Annotated in this window: 25 protein-coding genes and 1 other RNA gene; 9 read left to right on the top strand and 17 right to left on the bottom strand. The window is 65.8% G+C overall.

The window, feature by feature from the left end:
• Nucleotides 1–75: 75 nt before the first annotated feature.
• Both ACFFIO_RS09480 and ACFFIO_RS09485 read left to right on the top strand, forming a co-directional pair.
• Entirely contained in the window at nucleotides 76–678 is a 603-nt protein-coding gene (locus ACFFIO_RS09480; protein WP_378041322.1) for a GDSL-type esterase/lipase family protein, read from the top strand.
• A 125-nt stretch (nucleotides 679–803) separates the two neighbouring features.
• A complete protein-coding gene (locus ACFFIO_RS09485; protein WP_371300742.1) occupies nucleotides 804–878 on the top strand; it encodes a 50S ribosomal protein bL37 in 75 nt (24 codons plus the stop codon).
• Nucleotides 879–1,019: 141 nt separating this feature from the next.
• On the opposite strand, the gene rsrA is transcribed toward ACFFIO_RS09485, so the two are convergent.
• Nucleotides 1,020–1,286, bottom strand: a complete 267-nt coding sequence (gene rsrA / locus ACFFIO_RS09490) for a mycothiol system anti-sigma-R factor (protein ID WP_159550047.1) — start codon at nucleotides 1,284–1,286, stop codon at nucleotides 1,020–1,022.
• Nucleotides 1,283–2,020 (bottom strand): sigma-70 family RNA polymerase sigma factor, encoded by a 738-nt coding sequence (locus ACFFIO_RS09495; protein WP_378041323.1) that lies wholly within the window; start codon nucleotides 2,018–2,020, stop codon nucleotides 1,283–1,285. Before ACFFIO_RS09495 ends, rsrA begins: the two co-directional genes overlap by 4 nt.
• Before the next feature lie 206 nt (nucleotides 2,021–2,226).
• Here ACFFIO_RS09495 and aroA point away from each other — a divergent pair, with 206 nt between their 5' ends.
• The 5 genes from aroA to ACFFIO_RS09520 are packed head-to-tail and all read left to right on the top strand — an operon-like array spanning nucleotide 2,227 to nucleotide 6,400.
• Nucleotides 2,227–3,597, top strand: a complete 1,371-nt coding sequence (gene aroA, locus ACFFIO_RS09500; RefSeq protein WP_378041324.1) for a 3-phosphoshikimate 1-carboxyvinyltransferase — start codon at nucleotides 2,227–2,229, stop codon at nucleotides 3,595–3,597.
• Entirely contained in the window at nucleotides 3,594–4,742 is a 1,149-nt protein-coding gene (gene rsgA, locus ACFFIO_RS09505; RefSeq protein ID WP_378041325.1) for a ribosome small subunit-dependent GTPase A, read from the top strand. Before aroA ends, rsgA begins: the two co-directional genes overlap by 4 nt.
• A 10-nt stretch (nucleotides 4,743–4,752) precedes the next feature.
• Complete coding sequence (gene hisN / locus ACFFIO_RS09510) at nucleotides 4,753–5,571, top strand: histidinol-phosphatase (protein ID WP_378041326.1); 819 nt, start codon at nucleotides 4,753–4,755, stop codon at nucleotides 5,569–5,571.
• Nucleotides 5,571–6,056, top strand: a complete 486-nt coding sequence (locus tag ACFFIO_RS09515; protein ID WP_378041327.1) for a CrcB family protein — start codon at nucleotides 5,571–5,573, stop codon at nucleotides 6,054–6,056. The genes hisN and ACFFIO_RS09515 overlap by 1 nt, the downstream gene beginning before the upstream one ends.
• Entirely contained in the window at nucleotides 6,056–6,400 is a 345-nt protein-coding gene (locus ACFFIO_RS09520) for a fluoride efflux transporter FluC (RefSeq protein ID WP_378041328.1), read from the top strand. Before ACFFIO_RS09515 ends, ACFFIO_RS09520 begins: the two co-directional genes overlap by 1 nt.
• Before the next feature lie 76 nt (nucleotides 6,401–6,476).
• On the opposite strand, the gene ACFFIO_RS09525 is transcribed toward ACFFIO_RS09520, so the two are convergent.
• Nucleotides 6,477–6,878 carry a DUF2568 domain-containing protein gene (locus ACFFIO_RS09525; protein ID WP_378041329.1) on the bottom strand — a complete coding sequence of 134 codons (402 nt, stop codon included), beginning with the start codon at nucleotides 6,876–6,878 and terminating at the stop codon, nucleotides 6,477–6,479.
• A gap of 230 nt (nucleotides 6,879–7,108) precedes the next feature.
• Here ACFFIO_RS09525 and ACFFIO_RS09530 point away from each other — a divergent pair, with 230 nt between their 5' ends.
• Together ACFFIO_RS09530 and ACFFIO_RS09535 are read left to right on the top strand one after the other, a co-directional pair.
• Nucleotides 7,109–7,573, top strand: a complete 465-nt coding sequence (locus ACFFIO_RS09530) for a hypothetical protein (protein WP_378041330.1) — start codon at nucleotides 7,109–7,111, stop codon at nucleotides 7,571–7,573.
• Between the two features lie 580 nt (nucleotides 7,574–8,153).
• A complete protein-coding gene (locus ACFFIO_RS09535) occupies nucleotides 8,154–8,336 on the top strand; it encodes a hypothetical protein (protein WP_378041331.1) in 183 nt (60 codons plus the stop codon).
• Nucleotides 8,337–8,695: 359 nt separating this feature from the next.
• Here the strand turns inward: ACFFIO_RS09535 and ACFFIO_RS09540 are convergent, their stop codons facing one another.
• From ACFFIO_RS09540 to ACFFIO_RS09605, 14 genes are all read right to left on the bottom strand, one after another.
• The gene (locus ACFFIO_RS09540; RefSeq protein WP_378041332.1) at nucleotides 8,696–9,073 is read right to left on the bottom strand and encodes a hypothetical protein; all 378 of its coding nucleotides are present in this window, start codon (nucleotides 9,071–9,073) and stop codon (nucleotides 8,696–8,698) included.
• 446 nt (nucleotides 9,074–9,519) lie between these two features.
• The gene (locus ACFFIO_RS09545) at nucleotides 9,520–10,551 is read right to left on the bottom strand and encodes a hypothetical protein (protein WP_378041333.1); all 1,032 of its coding nucleotides are present in this window, start codon (nucleotides 10,549–10,551) and stop codon (nucleotides 9,520–9,522) included.
• A gap of 487 nt (nucleotides 10,552–11,038) precedes the next feature.
• Nucleotides 11,039–11,956, bottom strand: coding sequence for a hypothetical protein (locus ACFFIO_RS09550; protein WP_378041334.1), 918 nt, complete (start codon nucleotides 11,954–11,956; stop codon nucleotides 11,039–11,041).
• Between the two features lie 3 nt (nucleotides 11,957–11,959).
• A complete protein-coding gene (locus tag ACFFIO_RS09555; RefSeq protein ID WP_378041335.1) occupies nucleotides 11,960–12,109 on the bottom strand; it encodes a hypothetical protein in 150 nt (49 codons plus the stop codon).
• 2 nt (nucleotides 12,110–12,111) lie between these two features.
• A complete protein-coding gene (locus ACFFIO_RS09560) occupies nucleotides 12,112–12,312 on the bottom strand; it encodes a hypothetical protein (RefSeq protein ID WP_378041336.1) in 201 nt (66 codons plus the stop codon).
• The gene (locus ACFFIO_RS09565; RefSeq protein WP_378041337.1) at nucleotides 12,309–13,529 is read right to left on the bottom strand and encodes a DUF3631 domain-containing protein; all 1,221 of its coding nucleotides are present in this window, start codon (nucleotides 13,527–13,529) and stop codon (nucleotides 12,309–12,311) included. Before ACFFIO_RS09565 ends, ACFFIO_RS09560 begins: the two co-directional genes overlap by 4 nt.
• Before the next feature lie 11 nt (nucleotides 13,530–13,540).
• Complete coding sequence (locus ACFFIO_RS09570) at nucleotides 13,541–13,786, bottom strand: hypothetical protein (RefSeq protein WP_378041338.1); 246 nt, start codon at nucleotides 13,784–13,786, stop codon at nucleotides 13,541–13,543.
• Nucleotides 13,787–14,071: 285 nt separating this feature from the next.
• The gene (locus ACFFIO_RS09575) at nucleotides 14,072–14,284 is read right to left on the bottom strand and encodes a hypothetical protein (protein WP_378041339.1); all 213 of its coding nucleotides are present in this window, start codon (nucleotides 14,282–14,284) and stop codon (nucleotides 14,072–14,074) included.
• Nucleotides 14,285–14,355: 71 nt separating this feature from the next.
• On the bottom strand, nucleotides 14,356–14,574 hold the full coding sequence (locus ACFFIO_RS09580; RefSeq protein WP_378041340.1) for a helix-turn-helix domain-containing protein: 219 nt from the start codon (nucleotides 14,572–14,574) through the stop codon (nucleotides 14,356–14,358).
• Nucleotides 14,575–14,709: 135 nt separating this feature from the next.
• Nucleotides 14,710–15,189 (bottom strand): hypothetical protein, encoded by a 480-nt coding sequence (locus ACFFIO_RS09585; protein ID WP_378041341.1) that lies wholly within the window; start codon nucleotides 15,187–15,189, stop codon nucleotides 14,710–14,712.
• Nucleotides 15,186–16,442 carry a tyrosine-type recombinase/integrase gene (locus ACFFIO_RS09590; RefSeq protein ID WP_378041342.1) on the bottom strand — a complete coding sequence of 419 codons (1,257 nt, stop codon included), beginning with the start codon at nucleotides 16,440–16,442 and terminating at the stop codon, nucleotides 15,186–15,188. The genes ACFFIO_RS09585 and ACFFIO_RS09590 overlap by 4 nt, the downstream gene beginning before the upstream one ends.
• 147 nt (nucleotides 16,443–16,589) lie before the next feature.
• Nucleotides 16,590–16,960: a transfer-messenger RNA gene (gene ssrA, locus ACFFIO_RS09595) on the bottom strand.
• 115 nt (nucleotides 16,961–17,075) lie between these two features.
• On the bottom strand, nucleotides 17,076–17,585 hold the full coding sequence (gene smpB / locus ACFFIO_RS09600) for an SsrA-binding protein SmpB (protein WP_378041343.1): 510 nt from the start codon (nucleotides 17,583–17,585) through the stop codon (nucleotides 17,076–17,078).
• 90 nt (nucleotides 17,586–17,675) lie between these two features.
• Entirely contained in the window at nucleotides 17,676–19,205 is a 1,530-nt protein-coding gene (locus ACFFIO_RS09605) for a M23 family metallopeptidase (protein ID WP_378041344.1), read from the bottom strand.
• Between the last annotated feature and the right edge of the window lie 28 nt (nucleotides 19,206–19,233).

Consider the following 19,233-nt stretch of genomic DNA (forward strand, 5'->3'; position numbering starts at 1 on the left):
CTCCAGACCCCGATTCCGTACACGGCTCCCAGTGGGCCTTGGTACAGTGACGGGCACCCCATCGAAAGGTAAACAGTGGAGATTCGTCGGATCCGCATCGCCTCCGTCGGCAATGAATTGCTGGCCGGCGTGGGCGACCCCCGCGCCCTGGGCTGGCTCGGCCGCGTGCTGGCCAAGACCTCGGCACCCGGGGTGCACCTGGAGAGCTATGTCCTCGCCCGCCCGGATGAGGGAACCGAGGCCCTGTCCCAGCGGTGGCAGTCGGAGACGGCGCTGCGCTATGGCGAGGGGACCGAGAACCGGCTGGTCATCGGGTTGTCCGACCTCGACCTGGACCGGGAGTCCTCCACGGCCCGTGCGCGCCTGAACCTGGCCAACATCCTGGACCGGGCCGCGCAGCTGGACATCGCCACCCTCGTGGTGGGTCCCGTTCCATCCTTGGACGGTGAGCGCAATGCGCGGCTGCAGGAGCTGAACACGGCCTACATGGACGTGGCGGACCGGCGCCACCACTACTACGTGGACACCTTCACGCCGCTGGTGAACCACGAGCAGTGGCGCAATGACCTGGCGGCAGGTCAGGGCCTGCCCGGTCAGGCCGGCTACGGCCTCATCGCCTGGCTCGTGCTGCACCGCGGCTGGTACCAGTGGCTGAACCTGCCGGAGCCCACCGCCTGACCGGTGCGGGCGCGGTTCCCTCGCCAGCCGGGCCACCCCCAAGTTGGGCCGGGCAACCGGCGTGTGCGAAACTGGAGGACGCTGTCATGTATCGATGACGGCATCCATCACCGGAAGGAACCGCGATGAGCAAGCGTGGACGCAAGCGCAAGGACCGCCGCAAGGGCAGCGCCAACCACGGCAAGCGGCCCAACTCCTGAGGCCCTGCAACGCACTAGACCCCGCCGATCGGGACGGTTGATCCGTCCGCCCCGGCGGGGTCTGTTGCTTTAAGCCTGTTCTCGTCCTGCGTGAAGCCGTTGCCGCGGGCCGCTCTCGCGACCAGCACGCCACCGGCGGGGTCAATGGCCGGCTTCCACCTTGATCTCGCTGATGCGGGCCATGATGCTGACCTTCAGGGTCGAGGGGGCCTTCTCGGAGCAGCTGCGCTTGACCACGGAGCGGATGATGCACTCCAGGTCGTACTCGTGGGAGCAGTCCGTACATTCACCCAGGTGGTTCTTGACCTCCTCGAGGTCCTGGTGGGTCAGCGCACCGTCGAGGTACTCGTAGAGCCGCTGGATGCGGGCATCCTCACAGTCGCCGATCTTCTGGCAGTCCTCGCTCATCTGCCCGCCTCCTTGTCCGTCTTGTGGTCTGTCTCGTGGTCTGTCGTCGTGGTAATACTCTTCTGGTTCTTCGCGCCGCCCTGGGGGGCCTTCTTGCCGGCCCGGTCGACCTTGATGCCGCGGTCCCGGGCGTAGTCCGTCAGCAGGCCGCGCAACAGCTTGCGGCCGCGGTGCAGCCGGCTCATGACCGTGCCGATGGGGATGTCGAGGATCCCGGCGATCTCCTTGTAGGCGAAGCCCTCCACGTCCGCGAAGTACACGGCCAGGCGGAACTCCTCCGGGATGGCCTGCAGGGCATCCTTGACGTCCGAATCGGGCAGGTGGTCCAACGCCTCGGTCTCGGCGGACCGCAGTCCGCTGGACGTGTGCTCGGCGGCCTGGGCCATCTGCCAGTCCTCGACCGTGTCCGTGGCCGCCTGCTGGGGCTGGCGCTGACGCTTGCGGTACAGGTTGATGTAGGTGTTCGTCAGGATCCGGTACAGCCATGCCTTGAGGTTCGTCCCCGGCTTGTACTGGTGGAAGGACGAGTACGCCTTGGTGAAGGCCTCCTGGACCAGGTCCTCGGCGTCCTGCGGGTTGCGCGTCATGCGCATGGCCGCCGAATACAACTGGTCCACGTACTCCAGGGCGTCCCGCTCGAAGCGCATGCGCCGGGCGCCGTCCGACTCCGAGGCGAGGTCCACGTCCGGGTTGTCGTGCGCCGCGGGGACCGAGGCGGTGTCTTTGGTATCCATTGCCTGCCAGTCTACGGCCCGGTCCGCCAGGAGGGGCCGTTCGGCAAGCGACACTGCGGCTGGGGCCATGGGGACCATCCTTCCGGGACGACTGGGCAGTGCTGGACTGTTCTGGACTGGTGCAGAGCAGCTGGAGATCAGCTGGGTCTTGGCGAGTACAGCAACCCAACCAGCAGGGATATTCCGCGGCCGGTAATCTGGGCAGGGTGAGCACCTTTCCCACCCCCCTCGATCCTTGGCCCGCACCCCGAGCCTCCGGCCCCGTCTCCGGCACCGTGCGCGTGCCCGGTTCCAAGTCGCTCACCAACCGCTATCTGGTGCTGGCCGCCCTGGCCGACGGGCCCAGCCGCCTGCGTGGCGTGCTGGACAGCCGTGACTCCCGGCTCATGGTCCAGGCCCTCGTCGCCCTCGGGGCCACCATCACGGAGGTCGCGCCCGGCACGGTGGAGGTCACGCCTCTTCCCACCCCCGTTCCCACCACCGGGCCCGACGCCGGCCCGGCCGGCCCGCTCGGCGACGTCACCATCGACTGCGGCCTGGCCGGCACCGTCATGCGGTTCGTCCCACCGGTGGCCGCGCTCGTGTCCGGCTCCGTCCGGTTCACCGGTGACGAGGCCGCCCTGTCCCGGCCCATGGGTCCGGTCCTGGACGGCCTGGCCGGGCTTGGCATCCGGATGGACGGCCCCGGGCTCGACGCCGGCACCCTGCCCTTCACCGTCCACGGCACCGGCGGAGTGGAGGGCGGACGGGTCGAGGTGGATGCCTCCGGTTCGAGCCAGTTCGTCTCCGCCCTGTTGCTGGCCGCCCCCCGCTTCCGCGATGGTCTGCACCTGGTGCACACCGGGGACACGGTGCCGAGCCCCGAGCACGTCGGCATGACCGTGGCGGTGCTGCGGCGCTGCGGTGTCCAGGTGGACGATTCCCTGCCCGGCGAGTGGAAGGTCTCCCCCGGACCCATCCGCGCCCTGGACACGGCCGTGGAACCGGATCTGTCCAACGCCGGGCCCTTCCTGGCGGCGGCCGTCGCCACGGCCGGCACGGTGTCCATTCCCGACTGGCCCGCCCGGACCACCCAGATCGGTGACCGCTGGCGCAGCATCCTGCCCGCCTTCGGCGCCCACGTGGACTTCTCCCCCACCGTCCCGGACGGTGCCACCGGCACGCTCACCGTGACCGGCGGACCCCGCATCACCGCCCCGGGCGAGATCGCGGATACCGGCGAACTGGCCCCCACCGTGGCGGCCCTCTGCCTGCTGGCGGAGGGTCCGGGACAGCTGACCCGCATCGGCCAGCTGCGCGGCCATGAGACGGACCGCCTGACGGCGCTGGCGACCGAGGCCGCGCGCCTCGGCGGTGCGGTCGAGGAAGGCCGTGACCACCTGGCGTTCACCGGCCTCCCCGCCGGGGCCGCACCACTGCACGGGGCCATGTTGGAGACCTATGAGGACCACCGGATGGCGACCTTCGCCGCCGTCGTGGGCCTGGCGGTGCCGGACGTGACCGTCCGCAACATCGCCACCACGGCGAAGACGATGCCGGACTTCCCGGAGATGTGGACCCGGCTGGTGGGCGGATGAGCCGCCCCGGCCGCGACTTCGACCCGCGCCGGTGGGACGAGTCCGATGTCCGTGCCCGCCCCTCCAAGAAGGGTTCCCGTCCCCGCACCAAGGACCGCCCCACGCACGGGGAGGCCGTGGTGGGGCGAGTCGTCACGGTGGACCGCGGGCGGTACACGGTGCATATCGGCGATGAGGACGGCACCCGGGACATCACCGCCATGCGCGCCAAGGAACTGCGCCGCAATCCCGTGGTCACGGGTGACCTCGTGGGCGTCGTCGGGGACCTCTCCGGCCGCGAGGGGAGCCTCGCGCGGATCGTGAGGATCGAGGACCGGTCCACGGTCCTGCGCCGCTCCGCCGACGATTCGGACGCCTACGAGCGCGTGGTGGTGGCCAACGTGGACATCCTGGTGATCATGGTGGCCGCGGCCAATCCGGAACCCCGCACCGGGTTCATCGACCGGGCCCTGGTGGCCGCCTATGACGCCGGCATCGAGCCGATCCTGTGCATCACCAAGACCGACCTGCGGGATCCCGCCGACCTGCTCTCCCACTACCGCCACCTCGATCTCGAGGTCCTCACCTCGGGCGCCGCGGAGCCGGCCCGGACGGGCGACGCGGAGTCGGCGAAGATGGATGGCACGGACGGGCCGGACGGCGACGCGGACCTGGACGCCGGCCTGCTCGCCACCCTCAGGACCCGCCTGGAAGGCCACATCTCCGTGCTCGTGGGGCCCTCCGGCGTCGGGAAGTCCACCCTGCTCAACGCACTGGCCGGAACCCGGCGTGCCACCGGCCACGTCAACGCCGTCACGGGCCGCGGCCGCCACACCTCCTCCTCGGCGCTGGCGATCCCGCTGCCGGACTCGAGCGGCACGGACGGCACGGACGGCACGGACGGATCCTGGCTGGTGGACACCCCCGGCATCCGATCCTTCGGGCTGGGGCTGGTGGACCGGGACCGCGTGGTGGAGGCCTTCGAGGACCTGGCACCGGCATTGGCCGACTGCCCCCGCGGCTGCCTGCACGCCGCCGGAGAGCCCGGGTGCGCCCTGGACGCCTGGGTGGCCGCGGGGCACGCGGGGGCGTCAGGTCCCGAACGGCTGGCGTCATTGCGGCGCCTCCTCGACGGGCGTTCCGATGCGGCCGCCGGGGAACGGTAGCGTGGCCTCCATGACCGATGCGCCCAAGAACTACACCGATGATCTTCGACTGGCCCACATCATGGCCGACTCGGTGGACTCCCAGACCATGGCCCGCTTCAAGGCGCAGGACTTCACGGTCGACACGAAGCCGGACCTGACCCCCGTGACGGACGTGGACCGCGGCGCCGAGGAGCTCATCCGCGGCAACCTGTCCCGGGCCCGTCCGCGTGATGCCGTCCTCGGCGAGGAGTTCGGCGAGCACGGCCACGGGCCACGGCGCTGGGTCGTGGACCCCATCGACGGGACCAAGAACTTCGTGCGCGGCGTCCCCGTCTGGGCCACGCTCATCGCCCTGATCGACGACGGCGTGCCCGTGGTCGGCGTGGTCTCCGCCCCGGCCCTGAACCGCCGCTGGTGGGCCGCCAAGGGCACCGGCGCCTACACCGGCAAGTCCATCGCCTCGGCCAGCCGCATCCACGTCTCGAACGTCTCCAGGATCGAGGACGCCTCCCTGTCCTACTCCTCCCTGGAGGGATGGCGGGAGCGGGGCAACATCCGCGAGTTCCTCGAGCTGACCTCCACCGTGTGGCGGACCCGCGCCTACGGCGACTTCTGGTCCTACATGATGGTGGCCGAGGGTGCCGTGGACATCGCCTGTGAACCGGAGCTCGAGCTCTATGACATGGCGGCGCTGGTGCCGATCATCACCGAGGCCGGCGGGCGCTTCACCTCGCTCGAGGGCGAGGACGGTCCCTTCGGCGGCAATGCCCTGGCCACCAACGGGCTGCTGCATCCGGATGCCCTCGAATCCCTCAATCCCGAGCTGATCGGCCAGCAGCAGGCCTGATGGGACGTCCACGGCATCCCGGATGGGCCGTCGTCGGCGCCGTGGCGGCCGGCGGGGCCCTCGGGACGCTGCTGCGCTGGCTGCTCGTGGCGCCGGCCCCGGAAGCCGGCTCACCCCTGGCCGGATGGATCAGCCTCGGGCTGGTGAACCTGTCCGGATCCTTCCTGCTGGGGCTGCTGGCCGGCGTCAGTTCGCGGCGGACCCTGCCGCGCTGGCTTGTGGCCGGCCTCGGCGTCGGCGTGCTGGGGGCTTACACCTCGCTGTCCGCCGTGGTGCTGGCCGCCTCCGTGGCCCCGGCCTTCGGCGTCACGGGATTCATCCAGACCGGCTCCCCCGGCGGGATCGCGCTCGTGGCGGGCCTGGCCGGCACCCTCCTGGCCCTCGCGGCAGGAGCGACCCTGGGGACTGCCTGCGCCGCCGCCGGACTGCGCCTGGGAGGGTGGTCCTCCCCCGTGAAGGGGAACGCCTCCGGAGGACACCGGTGATGTCACTGACGATGATGCTGGCCCTGGCCCTGGCGGGAGCCGTCGGCGCGGTCCTGCGGCTGCTCGCGGATCACTATCTCCAGCCGCGTGGCATCCTCGTGGCCAACGCGATCGGCTCCTTCGTAGCCGGGCTGGCCACCACGGGAGTCTCCGGCCCTGCCCAGGCGATCTGGGTGGTCGGCCTGGCCGGAGCCCTCACCACCTTCTCCACCGTCTCCGTCTCCACGGCGCGGGATGCCTTGTCCGGGAGGTTCGCCGCCGCCGTCGGGTCCTGGTCCGCACACCTGGCCCTGGCCATGCTGGCCGTCGGACTGGGGCTCGCCACTGGTGGCGCCTTCCGGTAGCAGGATGCCTGCCTGCCACCCACAACCCGGCCGCCCATAACCTGGCCGCCGGAGATGACGTACCCGCCTCGGAGGCCTACCGGCCGGCGGCGCGGCGGCCCGAGGGGGCGGCGGACTCGCGGATCCGCTCTGTTGCAGGGCCCATCCGGTCTCGATAGACGACGGTCAGGGCCACGGACACGAGGATCAGCGCGAGGTAGACGGCGGCGATCAGCGGCTGGCCGACGGCGAAGAGCACTACTGCGCCCAGGACGAACAGTACGTGAGCGGCCACGGCGTGCCAGGGCCACGGCGGCCGGGCCGGGGCCTTGGGCGAGAGAAGCAGGCCCCAACCGGCCGCCACCACGATCACGGCCACGACGGCCGCCCAGGGGCTGGAGAACACGGTCAGCGCCCAGAACCCCGCCGCACCCAGGAGTCCGAGTTCGAGCAGGAAGAGAAGGACGGCGTGGAGGGCAGGACCGGCGGTATCTGGCATGATTGCCCAGTCTAGGGGAAATCCGGATATGACAAAGGCCTTGGGACACCGATGAACGGTGCCCCAGGGCCTTTGCGGTGGGATGGTGGAGATGGCGGGAATATCACCGCTTCTCGTCTGACTTGCACGTTTCCTGCAGGAGTTTCGTTCACACCTATTCAGTGACTAATAGGCCCCGGCAGTGCGTCAACACTCCGGGGCATGGCAACCACTGAATGGAAGTGACTGCAATGCACGAGACTACCAACACCCCCACGTTCCCTGAAGGTTCCACGGTCCGTGACCGCGAGACCGGTAAGACCTATCGCGTCGGCGGGACTTCGACGGCCGCCGGCTGGACCGTCGTTGTCCTACCTGAGCCGGATGAGAACGGCGACCGCGTGGCCCTCCTGCCCACCGATGAGCTGGAACTGGTGGAGGTTCTCCCCCAAAACGGGGAGAACCCCGAAGGCGGCGACCTTCTCGCCAACTCTGGCGAGAACCCCGTGAAGCACTTCACTGCAGCCGTGAAGTTCGCCGATGGCTACGACACCATCCAGGCCAGAATCTCGGCAGACGGTGACTACGAGCTCGGATACCGCTTCGACTACGAGGGTCACGCCGAAAACGTAGAGGGCGCTCAACCGTTCCTCATCGACAAACGGCACCTCGACGACTTCATTGCTCTGTTGCAGCGCGTGAAGGATTCGCTGTGAAGGCCGGTCGCATTTCAAATGCGACCCTCTCGACCCTGACGACGGCCGCGCTGTTCTTCGCGCTGTTTGCTCCGTCCATCATCACCGGGACCGCATAGACGGACATTTTTGTCCCCGTGCCCTCCTGCAGCCCGCATTTGAAATGCGGGCTGTCTGGACCGGCTGGGATGGGTCCAGGTGACAAAGAGTTTGTCACCTGCGCCTTTCCGGGTCTGTCCCGCGTGTTCCTGCCGTCCTCACGTACTCAGAGACGGCGCGGTGCTGTACATCCTCCCCCACGCGCTGAACCGCCAGCGGGTGAACGGCTTTGCTACCCGTTCACAGGGCCGGCCGCTCGAACCTCCACCATTAGCGGGGGTTCCGTAACGCTGGGCGAATGACGCTGAGTGAGGGCGGTGGCGTCGGGAGCTTTGGGGCAGGGGACCTTGCAAGGCCACAGCCCCGCCAGGGTCCGTATGTTGTCCGGCCCTCGGGGTACTCACTGAACGCGTACCCTTCCCGATTCAAGATCCCCAAGGGTGTCGATTGAATCGACACCCTTTGCCCGGATCTCGAATCCGACCAATCCAAGGAGATCACTATGAACACCACCATTAGCCGAGATGCCGCCGTTGCGGCTGCAGCCGTCCTAGCGGTCAAGTCGGACCCGACCGTCTACGATCTGGCCCGCATCTCTGATGACAATGACATTCCAATCATGGACCTGGTCAAAGTGGTCCTCGATCTGATGCCAGCGGATACGGCCGGCGTGGTTGGGCTCTGACGGACACCAAAGGGCCGGGGTACGCATCCAGCGCGTACCCCGGCCATAGTGTTGGAAGTACAGGAGCACACCGACAGTAGGAGTAGCCATGTACTTGGATAGTCAGCGACAACTAGTTCTAGATGCCATTCAGAACTTCAAGACGGCGACGGAGTCATCGGTCCGCCTGAAGTCATCTAACGATCCCGAAGTGGCGGAACTCGCCAAAGCGGTTCACTTCCTCGCGTACGGGGCACAGCAGATCGGCCTCGCCCTCACAGACGAGGGCCGGGAGCGCAACCTAAGCGTATAAGGGTGCAGAAAAACAATAGGACCCCACCCAGTCAGGGTGGGGTCCTATTAGATCTAAGGGATCAGTTCTAGGCCGAAACGAGACGGCCTTCGCTGGTCAGTCGACCACTAAAAGAGGTGTCGTTCTCAACGTAGCGCTCCAAAGCCTTCTCAACCTCGGTCTTGTGCGTCGGGCTTTCATCATCCAACTCGATTCCGAGTTCTTCGGCGGTGGGAGTCGGAGTGATGTTGCCAGAGACCAGGGAGAATCCCATCAGGGTCGACAGTCCGTCCATGAACTTGGCAGCCTTCATGGGGTTGGCCGCAGTCACGGGCACAACCAACATGGGCTCTTCGGGATCCTCAATCAGGATCGAACCGGGCACCATGTCAAGGACGTTCCGAAGCACAGACCAATCACCGTTGATGACCGGAGCGGTCGTCACTTCGAGGGTGTATTCGTTCATTATCGCCGCTTTCCTTTCTTGCTGGAGTCTCCCTTTCGTGGGATATCGACTCCTAGCCGCCTGAGCATCGCTATAGCGTTCTTGTCTGATCGGTGATCAGATGGTGTTTTGGAGAACGTTACTGGAGCAGCTTTTCTTCCTGGACGATACGGATCGTCCATACCTGCGGGGGGAATCAGTTGTGGATGTCCGTCACTGGTCTCCTTATAGGTCCAGCCGCATTGCTCGGCATAACTCACGCACTCTCGAATCCGTTTTGGAACGGGCATGGTCCTCCAGGATTCACCAAGTGTGCGTGTGCTTGATAAACATAGCATCCAATCCTGAGAGGCCAGTTGCAATATTTGGTTACTTGGTAATGGTGAGAAATCGGCGCACAGTTTCCAGGCGAATCAAAGTCCCCCGCCCGGTCGCAATGACCAGACGGGGGACTTTTCACGGGCTTCTCAGGCTGCCGACTTCTTAGCGGCGGTGCGGACGATCAGACAGACATTCTCGGCGTCCTCCAGCGGGAACGTCACCTGTGCCACCGTGCCGGCCTGGTCCACGCCGTAGAACTTGCCCAGCACCATGGCGGCCAGCTTGCCCGCTTTCGTCCGGCTGCTGAACCGCACGAATGCACCGCCTTCCAGAAGTGGACGGGAGTAGTTCACCTTGCCCGACGGGCCGTCTCGCAGAGTGTGGAAACCGGCCCGGTCGAACTCGTACATTGCCGGGGCCAGCGCCTCACAGGATGCCGACGTGAGGATTCCAGCATCATTGAACGCTGCCACCACCCCGGCAATGCCCTTGTCGATCAGGACTACAGAACCACCGGCCAGGGTGACCTGCTCAGCCGGGTGAATCTGCTCATGCTGGGAACAGAACCGGCAGTCACAGGCGGCAAGGCTCGGATCAGTCAACTGCAAGATGTTGAGCATGTCCGCAGCCCAGTGCCGTCCGCGCTTCCACTCATTAGAGCCCAGGTCCACGAACTCCGCCGGGTCCAACACCACGTCATCCACCTTCTGGGCGGGCCACCGGAACGGGATAGGGGCTGACCCCGGATCTTCCAGGATGCCCCGGAAGTGCTCGGCGATGGGCTCCGTCAGGCCGGCGGGGTTCGCTTCCAGGTATTCCGCGTGTGTCGCGTATTGGTCCAGCTTCCGCAGCTCATTGCGGACTATTGCCAGTTGGCCCGCGCATTGACGGTGAGCCTCGCCCTTGAACTTATGCGGGCGCTTGAATCCCTCCGCCTCGTCCGTCTCATCGTGGGGGTAATAACCGGGGGTCGTCAGGTGGCAACGGCACGTCGCACCGTTCTGGGCAAGGTCTCGCCAGAAGTCCGTGGCGTGGTGCCGGTCGAAAACGGTGTCGTCCCGGCGGGCATCCATCGTGTCTAGGTTCGATTTCTTCCACGGGCAATCCGCGCACGCTTGCAGAGCGGCGGGCGCGAGGGGAATCTCTTTCATCGGCTTCTCATAGTTCGGTTCAGTCATGATGTGTTCCAATCTTCGGATGGTCGATACAGAAATGCCCCGGTAGTCACTCGACCATCGGGGCCAATGCGGAGAAGCCACGGGGTGCGCTGGGCGGCTCTATGTCTGTCCGCCCATCGGCCCACTGCCCGGAAAGGAACGGAGACAGGCGCGGGTGACGTTGACGCACCCCGTGGTGGATAGCAGCCGCGCCAGTAAAGGCAACGGCAAGAATGTGTGGGACCGCACGGAAACGGGAGGAGGTGGGTTTCCACCTTTCGTTCCGTCCGTCATTTACGCGGTCCCATGGCGCTGGGGAGTCACAGCCCGGATTCTCTGTAGCTCGTCCCCATCACTCCGGCACGGGCATTTCCCGCCCGCCAGTGGTGTTTACGCCATATTTGATGCCCGAATAGTTGATGCGTAAATAAAACTCAGCCTTCTGGACTGCGTGTTCCCTGCCCGGCGGCCTTTGCAGTTGCAAACAGCAGGGGGTCACCCCCCTGGGTCAGTTCGGGCGGTGGATGCGCCAGTACCGGCCGGGGTCGTTCTGCTTGACGGCCTGTTCTGCTACCTCGATCTGTGCGGGCGTGAGGTCATCGAGGGGCACGAACTCATCCCCGAAGACATAGCCGAACACACCTGACTCAGCGTCCTTCGGGTCATCGAGTGGCAGGGTCTCGCCGTTCTCCAGGTCGTGGAGGACGCGGACCTTCCGGGACATCCAGCCATTGGGCACGGGCATGAACGTGGCGGTCTCCTCGATCCGAACACGGGCGCGGAACTCTGCCTCGGTGGTGGCCATGCGCTGGGCCCGGTCTAGGCGCTCGGCTCCGGGTGTTGGCAGCGCCTCGGGCAGTGTGTCGTCGTGGCTGCGCACGTGGGCGTCCACAGCGGCATGGAGGGCGTCGTACCACTCGTCTACCGCGTCAGTGGCTCGGCGCTTCTGGTGTTCCTCGATGGTGCGGCTCGGTTCGGTGTAGTTGCTGAAGCCGTTGGCGGGGTAGCCTCGCGGGTCCTGCTGCAGACCGAGGGCGCTCACTGCCCGCTCGCGCAGGTCGTAGAGCCGTGCCCCGTAGTCCCCGGTGGCCTTGTATCGGGCCATGGCCTGATAGACCGGGTCGTTGTCCAGGGCTTCGCGCAAGGCCTTCTCAGCGTCGGTACGTTCGGCTGCTGCGGCCTTGGAGGTTTGCTCGTATCCGCCCTTGCGGATGAACCAATCTGCCCAGTGGTATTCCCGTGCTCGGACGCGCTGGACTTCGGCCTGCTCACGTTCGGCAAGTTCATCACGGGCGGCTTCGGCGTCGGCGATCTTCTCAGCCTCGGCCTTGGTGGGCTGGATCTTGCTGGCCTTCGCGGTGAGGGTGTCACGGATGCGCTGGCCCTCAGCGATGGTCTCGTGCAGCTCTTCGGCGGTGGTGGTCATGGTTCAGTTCCCTTCGTTGGTGGTGGTGTTGAGTGCGGCGGCGAGGCGATCCACGCCGGTACCTGCCGGGTGTTCGGCTGGGTCGGTGTTGTCCTTGTCCGCCTGCTCGTATGCGGCGGCCAGCCGGTCAGTTCCGGTCTTGTCGGTTGTCATGGTCATTCCTTCTCGGGATCAGTGGTCGGCAGGGCTTCCTCGTGGGTGCCGTCTGCTGCTGTCAGGTCGCGGACTCGGGCTTCTAGGGAACGGATGCGGGCTTTGAATTTGTCGTTCCGGGATTCGTAGAACGCCAGGACGTTCCGGGAGTCCTCTGCGGCTTGCTTCCACTGGTCCAGCTCGGTCTTCTTGGTGGTGGTCATCGGTTCCTCGTCTCGTCCAGTTGGGCCTGTTCGTCCGGTCCGTCCGGTTTGATGTGGGGTGGCTCGACCTGGAAACGTCGCCAGGATTCGGTGAACTGGAGATGGCTGTATCCACGGCGGCGAGCCCCGGATGGTTCACGGTCCGAACTGATCTTGTAGCCCTGCATCAGCATTCGGCCCATGCCCTGAACGGTCAGCCCCTTGGTGGACTGCAACCCCCACCGCGTCGGGAACCTTGCGGCCAACAGGTCCACCAGTTCCGTGGACGGCATGAACTGATCTCCTGCCTGCCAGACCTGTGCAATGTCCCGGATCAGGTGCACGCGCAATGGGAGGTTCTGCAGTCCCTCTGCTCGCTCCATCTTTCGTTCCTCCATGTCTCGGTGAATGAGGGTGTTGATGATTCCGGGCCACCGTCCGCCAGCGGCTTGGGCAACACGGGCCAGTGGGCGCCACTTCTCACGCATCCGTCCTTTGCAGTCCTCCGGCAGGGTCGGGCGTGCATTTCCGACTGATTCACGGGCGGCTTCCATGGCCATTTCCAGATCGATCCGCAGGTGGTCGGCGTCTTCCTCGATGTCTTCCCAGTCGGATGACTCCACCAGCCCCTCGAAGTCGGGCATCAGCAGGACGCGGATGCACCGAGTGCGGGTGTCATCAGGCAGTGACGGGTTATTGCCCGCCAGGGCGACCGGGGCGAACGTGGACATTTCCCGGTCGGTCCAGTTGCCTTCACTGTCCTTGACCAGCACGGGACGGGAGCCACCACGCTTGTATCCGGTGTTGATGGTGGCCATGACTCCGGCCATGATGGGATTTTTCGGGTCCAGGGACCGGTCTGCCTCGTCAATCAAGATGGTTCGGATTCCGCGCTCCAGCACCCGTGGCAACAGCGCCTCGGAGGAGATGGTGGACGCAGACAGCGGCCGGCGCACCAGGTGTTGCAGGTGTTCCAAGGCAGTCGTCTTGCCCGATTCGGGCATCACTGAATCAATCTGAAGGCGCGGCGTCGTATAGGTCTGCTCGACCACATATGTATGCGCGGCCCATAGTGTCATCAGGTGGATGTCCTCGGCAGTGGTCGTCAGAACGAACCGGCTAATCCACTCGTCCACCTTGTCCAGCACCCCCAATAAGGAACCGGACGGACTGGACGAAGCGGACGAAGCGGACGGCTCGGCGTGGATATCCGAGGAATCAATCGCTTCCAGGTCCAAGGGTGAATAGCTCATCGCGACGTCACCCCCTGTCGTTGTTCGGCGCGGAACCGCTCGACGGAGCGGCGGTGTGCAGCTTGCTCCCCGTCCCAGCCGGCGAACATCTCGCGGACAGAAGCGGCGATCTGCGGATGAATGTGAGGGCAGCTGACCTCGGTACGTCCCTGCTCCAGGCCGGCGCGGTAACCGGCGGCGTAAAGGGCACGATCCTGCTCAACGGAGCGAGTGAGGTCGGATTTCAAATCGGAGGTATTCAAAGTGCGCCCCCTAGCCGGGTGTCCACGGCTTGCAGTTGGCACAGGACCAGATAGGCACGATCCCCGCGCATAGCGGCCCGTGAGCGTGCTTTATCGGCGGCGTGAAGGGACATGTAGATGCGGCGGGTCCAGCGCGGCGCACGGCCTTCAGGACGGGAGTGAACAACGACGACGTACACGCCATCCACCAGTCCCGCGGGGTCCGGATCGGCTATACTAAGAGTGTCGCCGCCAAACGACTTTCGAACCGCCTCGGTCTCACCGCCGGGGCGGTTTTCTTTTGCCTCAGACACGTGCACCACCACGCTTCATGGTGCGGTTCACGGCGCGCTCGCCAGTCGGGTCGGAGTAGGTCAGCACGACGGCCAGGGCATCCGGGTCCAGCTCGACCACGTAGGCGAAGTTGCGGTTGATCCACGAGCGGGACAGGTGCGGCAGGTGGTCCGAGATGATGCGCACTGCATCTCGCTTGGACAGGTCACGGATAGCGGCCTGCATCTCGGCGCACTCATCTACCGTGATGTTCCCGGCGGGCGTGGCTCGGCGGGTGCTGTGAGCGGTGACGGCAATCAAGAGGCACCACCGCCAACGATGGCGTACGTGGCGGGATTGACCTCGGTGAACAGGGCGTCAAGGTCCGCCGGGTCGATGCGGATGATCCGCTTGCCGATTCGGTAGGCCCGTAAGTCACCACGAGAGATGAGGCGGCGCACCGTGGACTCGGACAGGCCGCGTTCCTCGGCTACATCTGAGATGGACAGGCGTGGACTAGCTGGTCGCTTAGACAAGAATGCCTCCCGGGCACGCTTAGTAAGCGCTGCGCGGGAGGCGGAGCAATAGTTCCCGAGGCCTTCGGCCGCTCGGGGTCAGGTCCACTGCCTGACTCTGTATGGTCCCATGTTACCCCATGTATTACATGGTTGTCATTCGTGGTCAGTTTCTTTGTCGAATCGGCCGGCGGCTTGTGCAAGACCGTCTACGGTGATCCTGTCGATGCCGTGCTGCTCCAGTCGCTCCAGGATGGGCGTCAGGTTGTCCTCGCGCCGTGTCACGGTGGCATGGCGGCGACGGTTGGCGCACTTGGGGCACTTGAACGTGTATGTGACATGGCCGGGGTCCTGCCCAGCGGCTCCAGTGCCAGGACCAAACACTGGTGTCTGCTCCTGTCCTTCATGGATGGACTTCCAGGCTTTCGGCTTGTCTGTCAACTGTGGCGGGCTGGTCGCCAACCAATCTGTGAGGTCCGTAGCCATGCCGGGGTGCTTCTCCATATGCACGGCGTGCTGACGTTGGAGGTCGGATGACTGAGCACCTTCCTGCATCCAATCCCCCGTTCCCCCAGACCGCACAAGCTTGCCTATGGTCCACGGCTTGTGTCCGTTGTCGCAATAGATGGTGATCATTCTTTCCCCTCGGTTGTGGTTAGTGCGCCGGCCAGCGCGGCCAGTCGGGACCTCTCGGCGTGCTGGTATCTTTCGACGCTGGCACCGTCGCTGTGACCGGCGTATGCCTTCAGCTCGGCCGTGGTGGCACCGGCCTGCCCTAACCGCGTTAGGGCGCTATGCCGGAGCCCGTGGAACGTGAAGTTCTCCAACGGATCACGAAGGTCCTCCCCCGCGATCCTCGGGGCGTTTACGGACTCCATGGCCTCGTTGAAGTGTGACCGGATGGTGTTGGGGTGGTGGTGGACGTCGCCGCCGGGGTGGCGTGGGAACAGCAGTCCATTGCGGCCCTTCGTCGTGTGCTGTTCCAGGTGCTCTACCAGCTTGGGGGCCAGTCCGGGCGGAACGGGAACGTCTCGGCTGCCGGCCCTACTCTTGGGGGTTTCCTCGCGGACACCTGAACCTCGAGCCTGCACCTGTGTCTCTACCTTGATCCAGTACACGGCATTGTCCCCGCTGCCACTCGTGGTTATGTGGCGGCGGCGCAGTCCCAGCACCTCCCCCAGTCGCAATCCGCACCAGCCGGACAACAGCACGGCCATGCGCTCGGCCGGGGGCATGTTGGATGCCAGTGCGGCCACGTCCTCAATGCTCGCCGGGGTTCGGTTGCGCTCGGGGGTGCTAGAGGGGCGACGGAACTTTGAAGCGGACGGCGGTGGGACTGGAGATGCCAGCACCCATGGTTTGAAGTTGCGGGGCAGATCCGGGGCGTCGCCGGATGCCCACCGGAACATGGATGCAACGGTCTGGTGGACGGGCGCGGCCGTAGTGGACCCCTTGGACTTCTCCAGTCGGTCCAACCAGTCGGCTACGTCCTCGGCCAGGATGCGCCCCACGCCGGTGTTCTCAAACTCCGGCAGGAAGTGGGCCTCTAGTCGGCGCTCGTACGTGTAGCGGGTGCCGAACTTCAGGCCCCGGTGTTCTAGGTACTCGCTCCAGGCGGTGAACATCTCGCGGACGCTTCGGGAATCGGCGGTGGCCTTCCGCGCACGCAGTTCGGCCTCGACCTTCTGGTTACGGCGTTTGTCTGCCGGCGGGACGAATGTGCCCCGGGCCTTCTCAGATCTGGCAATGTCCAGGGCGGCACGGGCGTCTCCGATGGTCTGATACGCACCTAGGCTGTGCTGCACCCCGCCCACGAAGAGGCGGGCGCGATAGGTGCCATTGTGTAGCCGGTCAATGCCGCGTGGGAGCTTCTTGCCGCTGGTTGCCATGCCCACCTCCTGAACTAGTTACTACTGTGTGACTAGTTCTATGGTACCTTGTGACCACACCTGAATAGTTGTGAACATGTGGCGATGGGCTTACTTCCCTGTAATGGCAAGGAAAAAGCCCGGAACCACGAGGGTTCCGGGCTTGGTCCGTGGAGATGGCGGGAATTGAACCCGCGTCCGATGCAGTGTTGCCAGGTCTTCTCCGGGCGCAGTTTGCTGTGGGTGTTACTCGGCCCTGGCTGTCCCGCAAACAGGCAGCCAACCCGGGCCCAGCCGGATTAAGGTCTCCACCACGACCCCCGGCGAGGGTGGTGGACATTGGCTATCTAATCGACGCCAGGTCCTGGGGCGATAGCATCCTCAGGTTGACGGACTCGTTCACTGATCAGGCAGCGAGAGCGAAGTCAGTGCGCTTAGATTCGGCACTTGTTGGTTTGCAGAGAGCGTTTCCGAGATAACTCTGCATCCTCGGCCCGCTTCCCCTGTCGCGACTCACATCGTCGAAACCGATCATCCCCATGTTCTGTTCTCAATCAACCGGTTCCCTGCGAGGCTTCTCTGATTCCACGCCTGGTCCGGATTGTCCAGTATAACGCATCCCCGGCCCGCGGTATTCCGGCCGGTCTCCTGATATCAGGCTGCGCGGCGGTTGCGGATCCTCATGGCACGCTGTGCCTCACGGTTGTCCTGCTTCTCACGCAGGGCATGGCGCTTGTCATAGTCCTTCTTGCCCTGGGCGATGCCGATCTCGACCTTGACCCGGCCGTCCCTGAAGTACAGCTGCAGCGGAACGATGGTGTGTCCGGATTCCATGATCTGACGGGAGATCTTGGTCAACTCCTGGCGGTGCAGCAGCAGCTTGCGCCGCCGGCGTGCAGCGTGGTTGGTCCAGGACCCGTTGAGGTATTCCGGGATGTAGACCTGCTCGAGGTAGAGCTCGTCCCCGTAGAAGACGGCGAATCCGTCCACCAGGGAGGCGTTGCCCTCGCGCAGGGACTTGACCTCGGTCCCCATCAGGGAGATCCCGGCCTCGTAGGTGTCCAGGATGAGGTAGTTGTGCCGGGCCTTGCGGTTGGTCGCAATGATCTGCCGGCCGTCCGGGGTGGACGACTTGCCGGACTTGCCGGCGGACTTCTTGGCCATAGCCGGTCCCCTCCTCTCCGACGGGTCGGATGCTCACTACACAGACTTACCAGTGTACCGCCGCCGTCAAGGGGCAGCACCCGGCCAGCCTCAGAGCAGACCGGCGGGGTTGACGGCCTGGCCGTCCAGGATCGTCTCGAAGTGCAGGTGGCAGCCGGTGGAGTTGCCGGTGGTGCCGGTGTAGCCGATGATCTGGCCGCGCTTGACGTTCTGCCCCGGGGACACGATGTACCGGGTCATGTGGTGGTACTTGGTGGCCAGGGCACGCCCGTTGACCACGCCGTGGGAGATGACCACGCGCTTGCCCGACGTCCACACCGCCCAGTCCGCGTTCCAGACCTCGCCGTCCGCAGAGGCCCGGATCGGCAGGCCGCAGCCGCCGCCGAAGTCCATGCCGGTGTGCACGTACCCCCCGGCGCCCCCGTAGTCGAAGGTGCCGGACGGCGTCGGGCGCCAGCCGAATCCCGAGGTGATGTACGTGTTCAGCGGCCACTGCAGGCCCCAGCCACTCGAGGTGCTGGCGGCCTTCTCGGCCTCGCTCGCCCGGTCCTCCGCGGCGCTGGCCTCGCGTTCGGCCTGCTCGGCCGAGGCCTGCGCGGCTGCCCGGTTCGCCGCCGAGGCCTGCCGGGCCTTGCGGGCCGCCTCCTCGGCCTCGCGGCGCTTGCGCTCGGCCTCGGCCACGGCCGCACGGTGCTGTTCCTGCAGGTCGCTGGCCTTGCCGGCCTGAGCCGTCAGCGCCCGTTGACGCTCGGCGATCTGTTCGTTGACCTGGTCCTGAGCCGCTCGGTTGGCGTCGATCTGCGCCTGGATCTGAGGGCGCTGCGCCTTGAGCTCGTCGGTCAGCTCCGACGTGGTGGAGACCATCTGGTCGAGTTCACGCTTGGCGGCGGCGGCGGCGTCACGGGCCTGCTCCTCGCGCCGGAGCGCGTCCTCAGCCTGGGCCCGCAGGTCCCGGATCTCCGTCTCGACGGCGGCCAGGCGCACCTCGGCGTTGACGTCCGTGGACTTGCTCTGCGAGACGGTGGAGATGCGGCTGTTCTGGATCCGCATGGCCTGGTTCGCCAGTCCCATGGCGTCCGGCAACGAGGAGTCGCTCATGCCCAGGATGAAGGCAAGGTCCGAGGAGACACCACCCTGCTTGTAGGCCTGGTTGGCGATCTGCCCGATCTCGGCGGAGGCCACGTCCAACTCCTGCTCGCTCGCGGCGATCTCGGCGAGGATCTCGGATCGGCTCGATTCGGCCTGCCGCACGCGTTCATTGAGTGACTGGACCTCCGCAGCGGCGGCCGAGACCTGGCCTTCGGCCGCAGTCAGCGCCTCCTGGGCTCCGGGCAACTGGTCCTGGAGCGAGTTCAATTCCCGGATCTTGTCGGCGATGTCGGCGTCCAGGCCCTCAAGGGACGCATCGAGGTCACCCTGGCGCTCCTCCAGGTCCGACTGTTCCCCGCCCAGGTTGCCGATCTCCTCATCGATCTCGGACTGCTGGCGCTCAGCCTGTTCGATCTGGCGCTGCAGGTCATCGATCGAGTCCTGTGCCGCGGCGGTGCCGCCCATGGACAGGGTCAGAAAGGTGACCAGTCCAGCACCGATGATGGCGCGGGAGAGTCGGCGTGGCTTCACGGGTTCCTCCGTCAGGAATACGGTCAGG

This window comes from Citricoccus parietis (assembly GCF_042433045.1).
Taxonomy (GTDB): Bacteria; Actinomycetota; Actinomycetes; order Actinomycetales; family Micrococcaceae; genus Citricoccus; species Citricoccus parietis.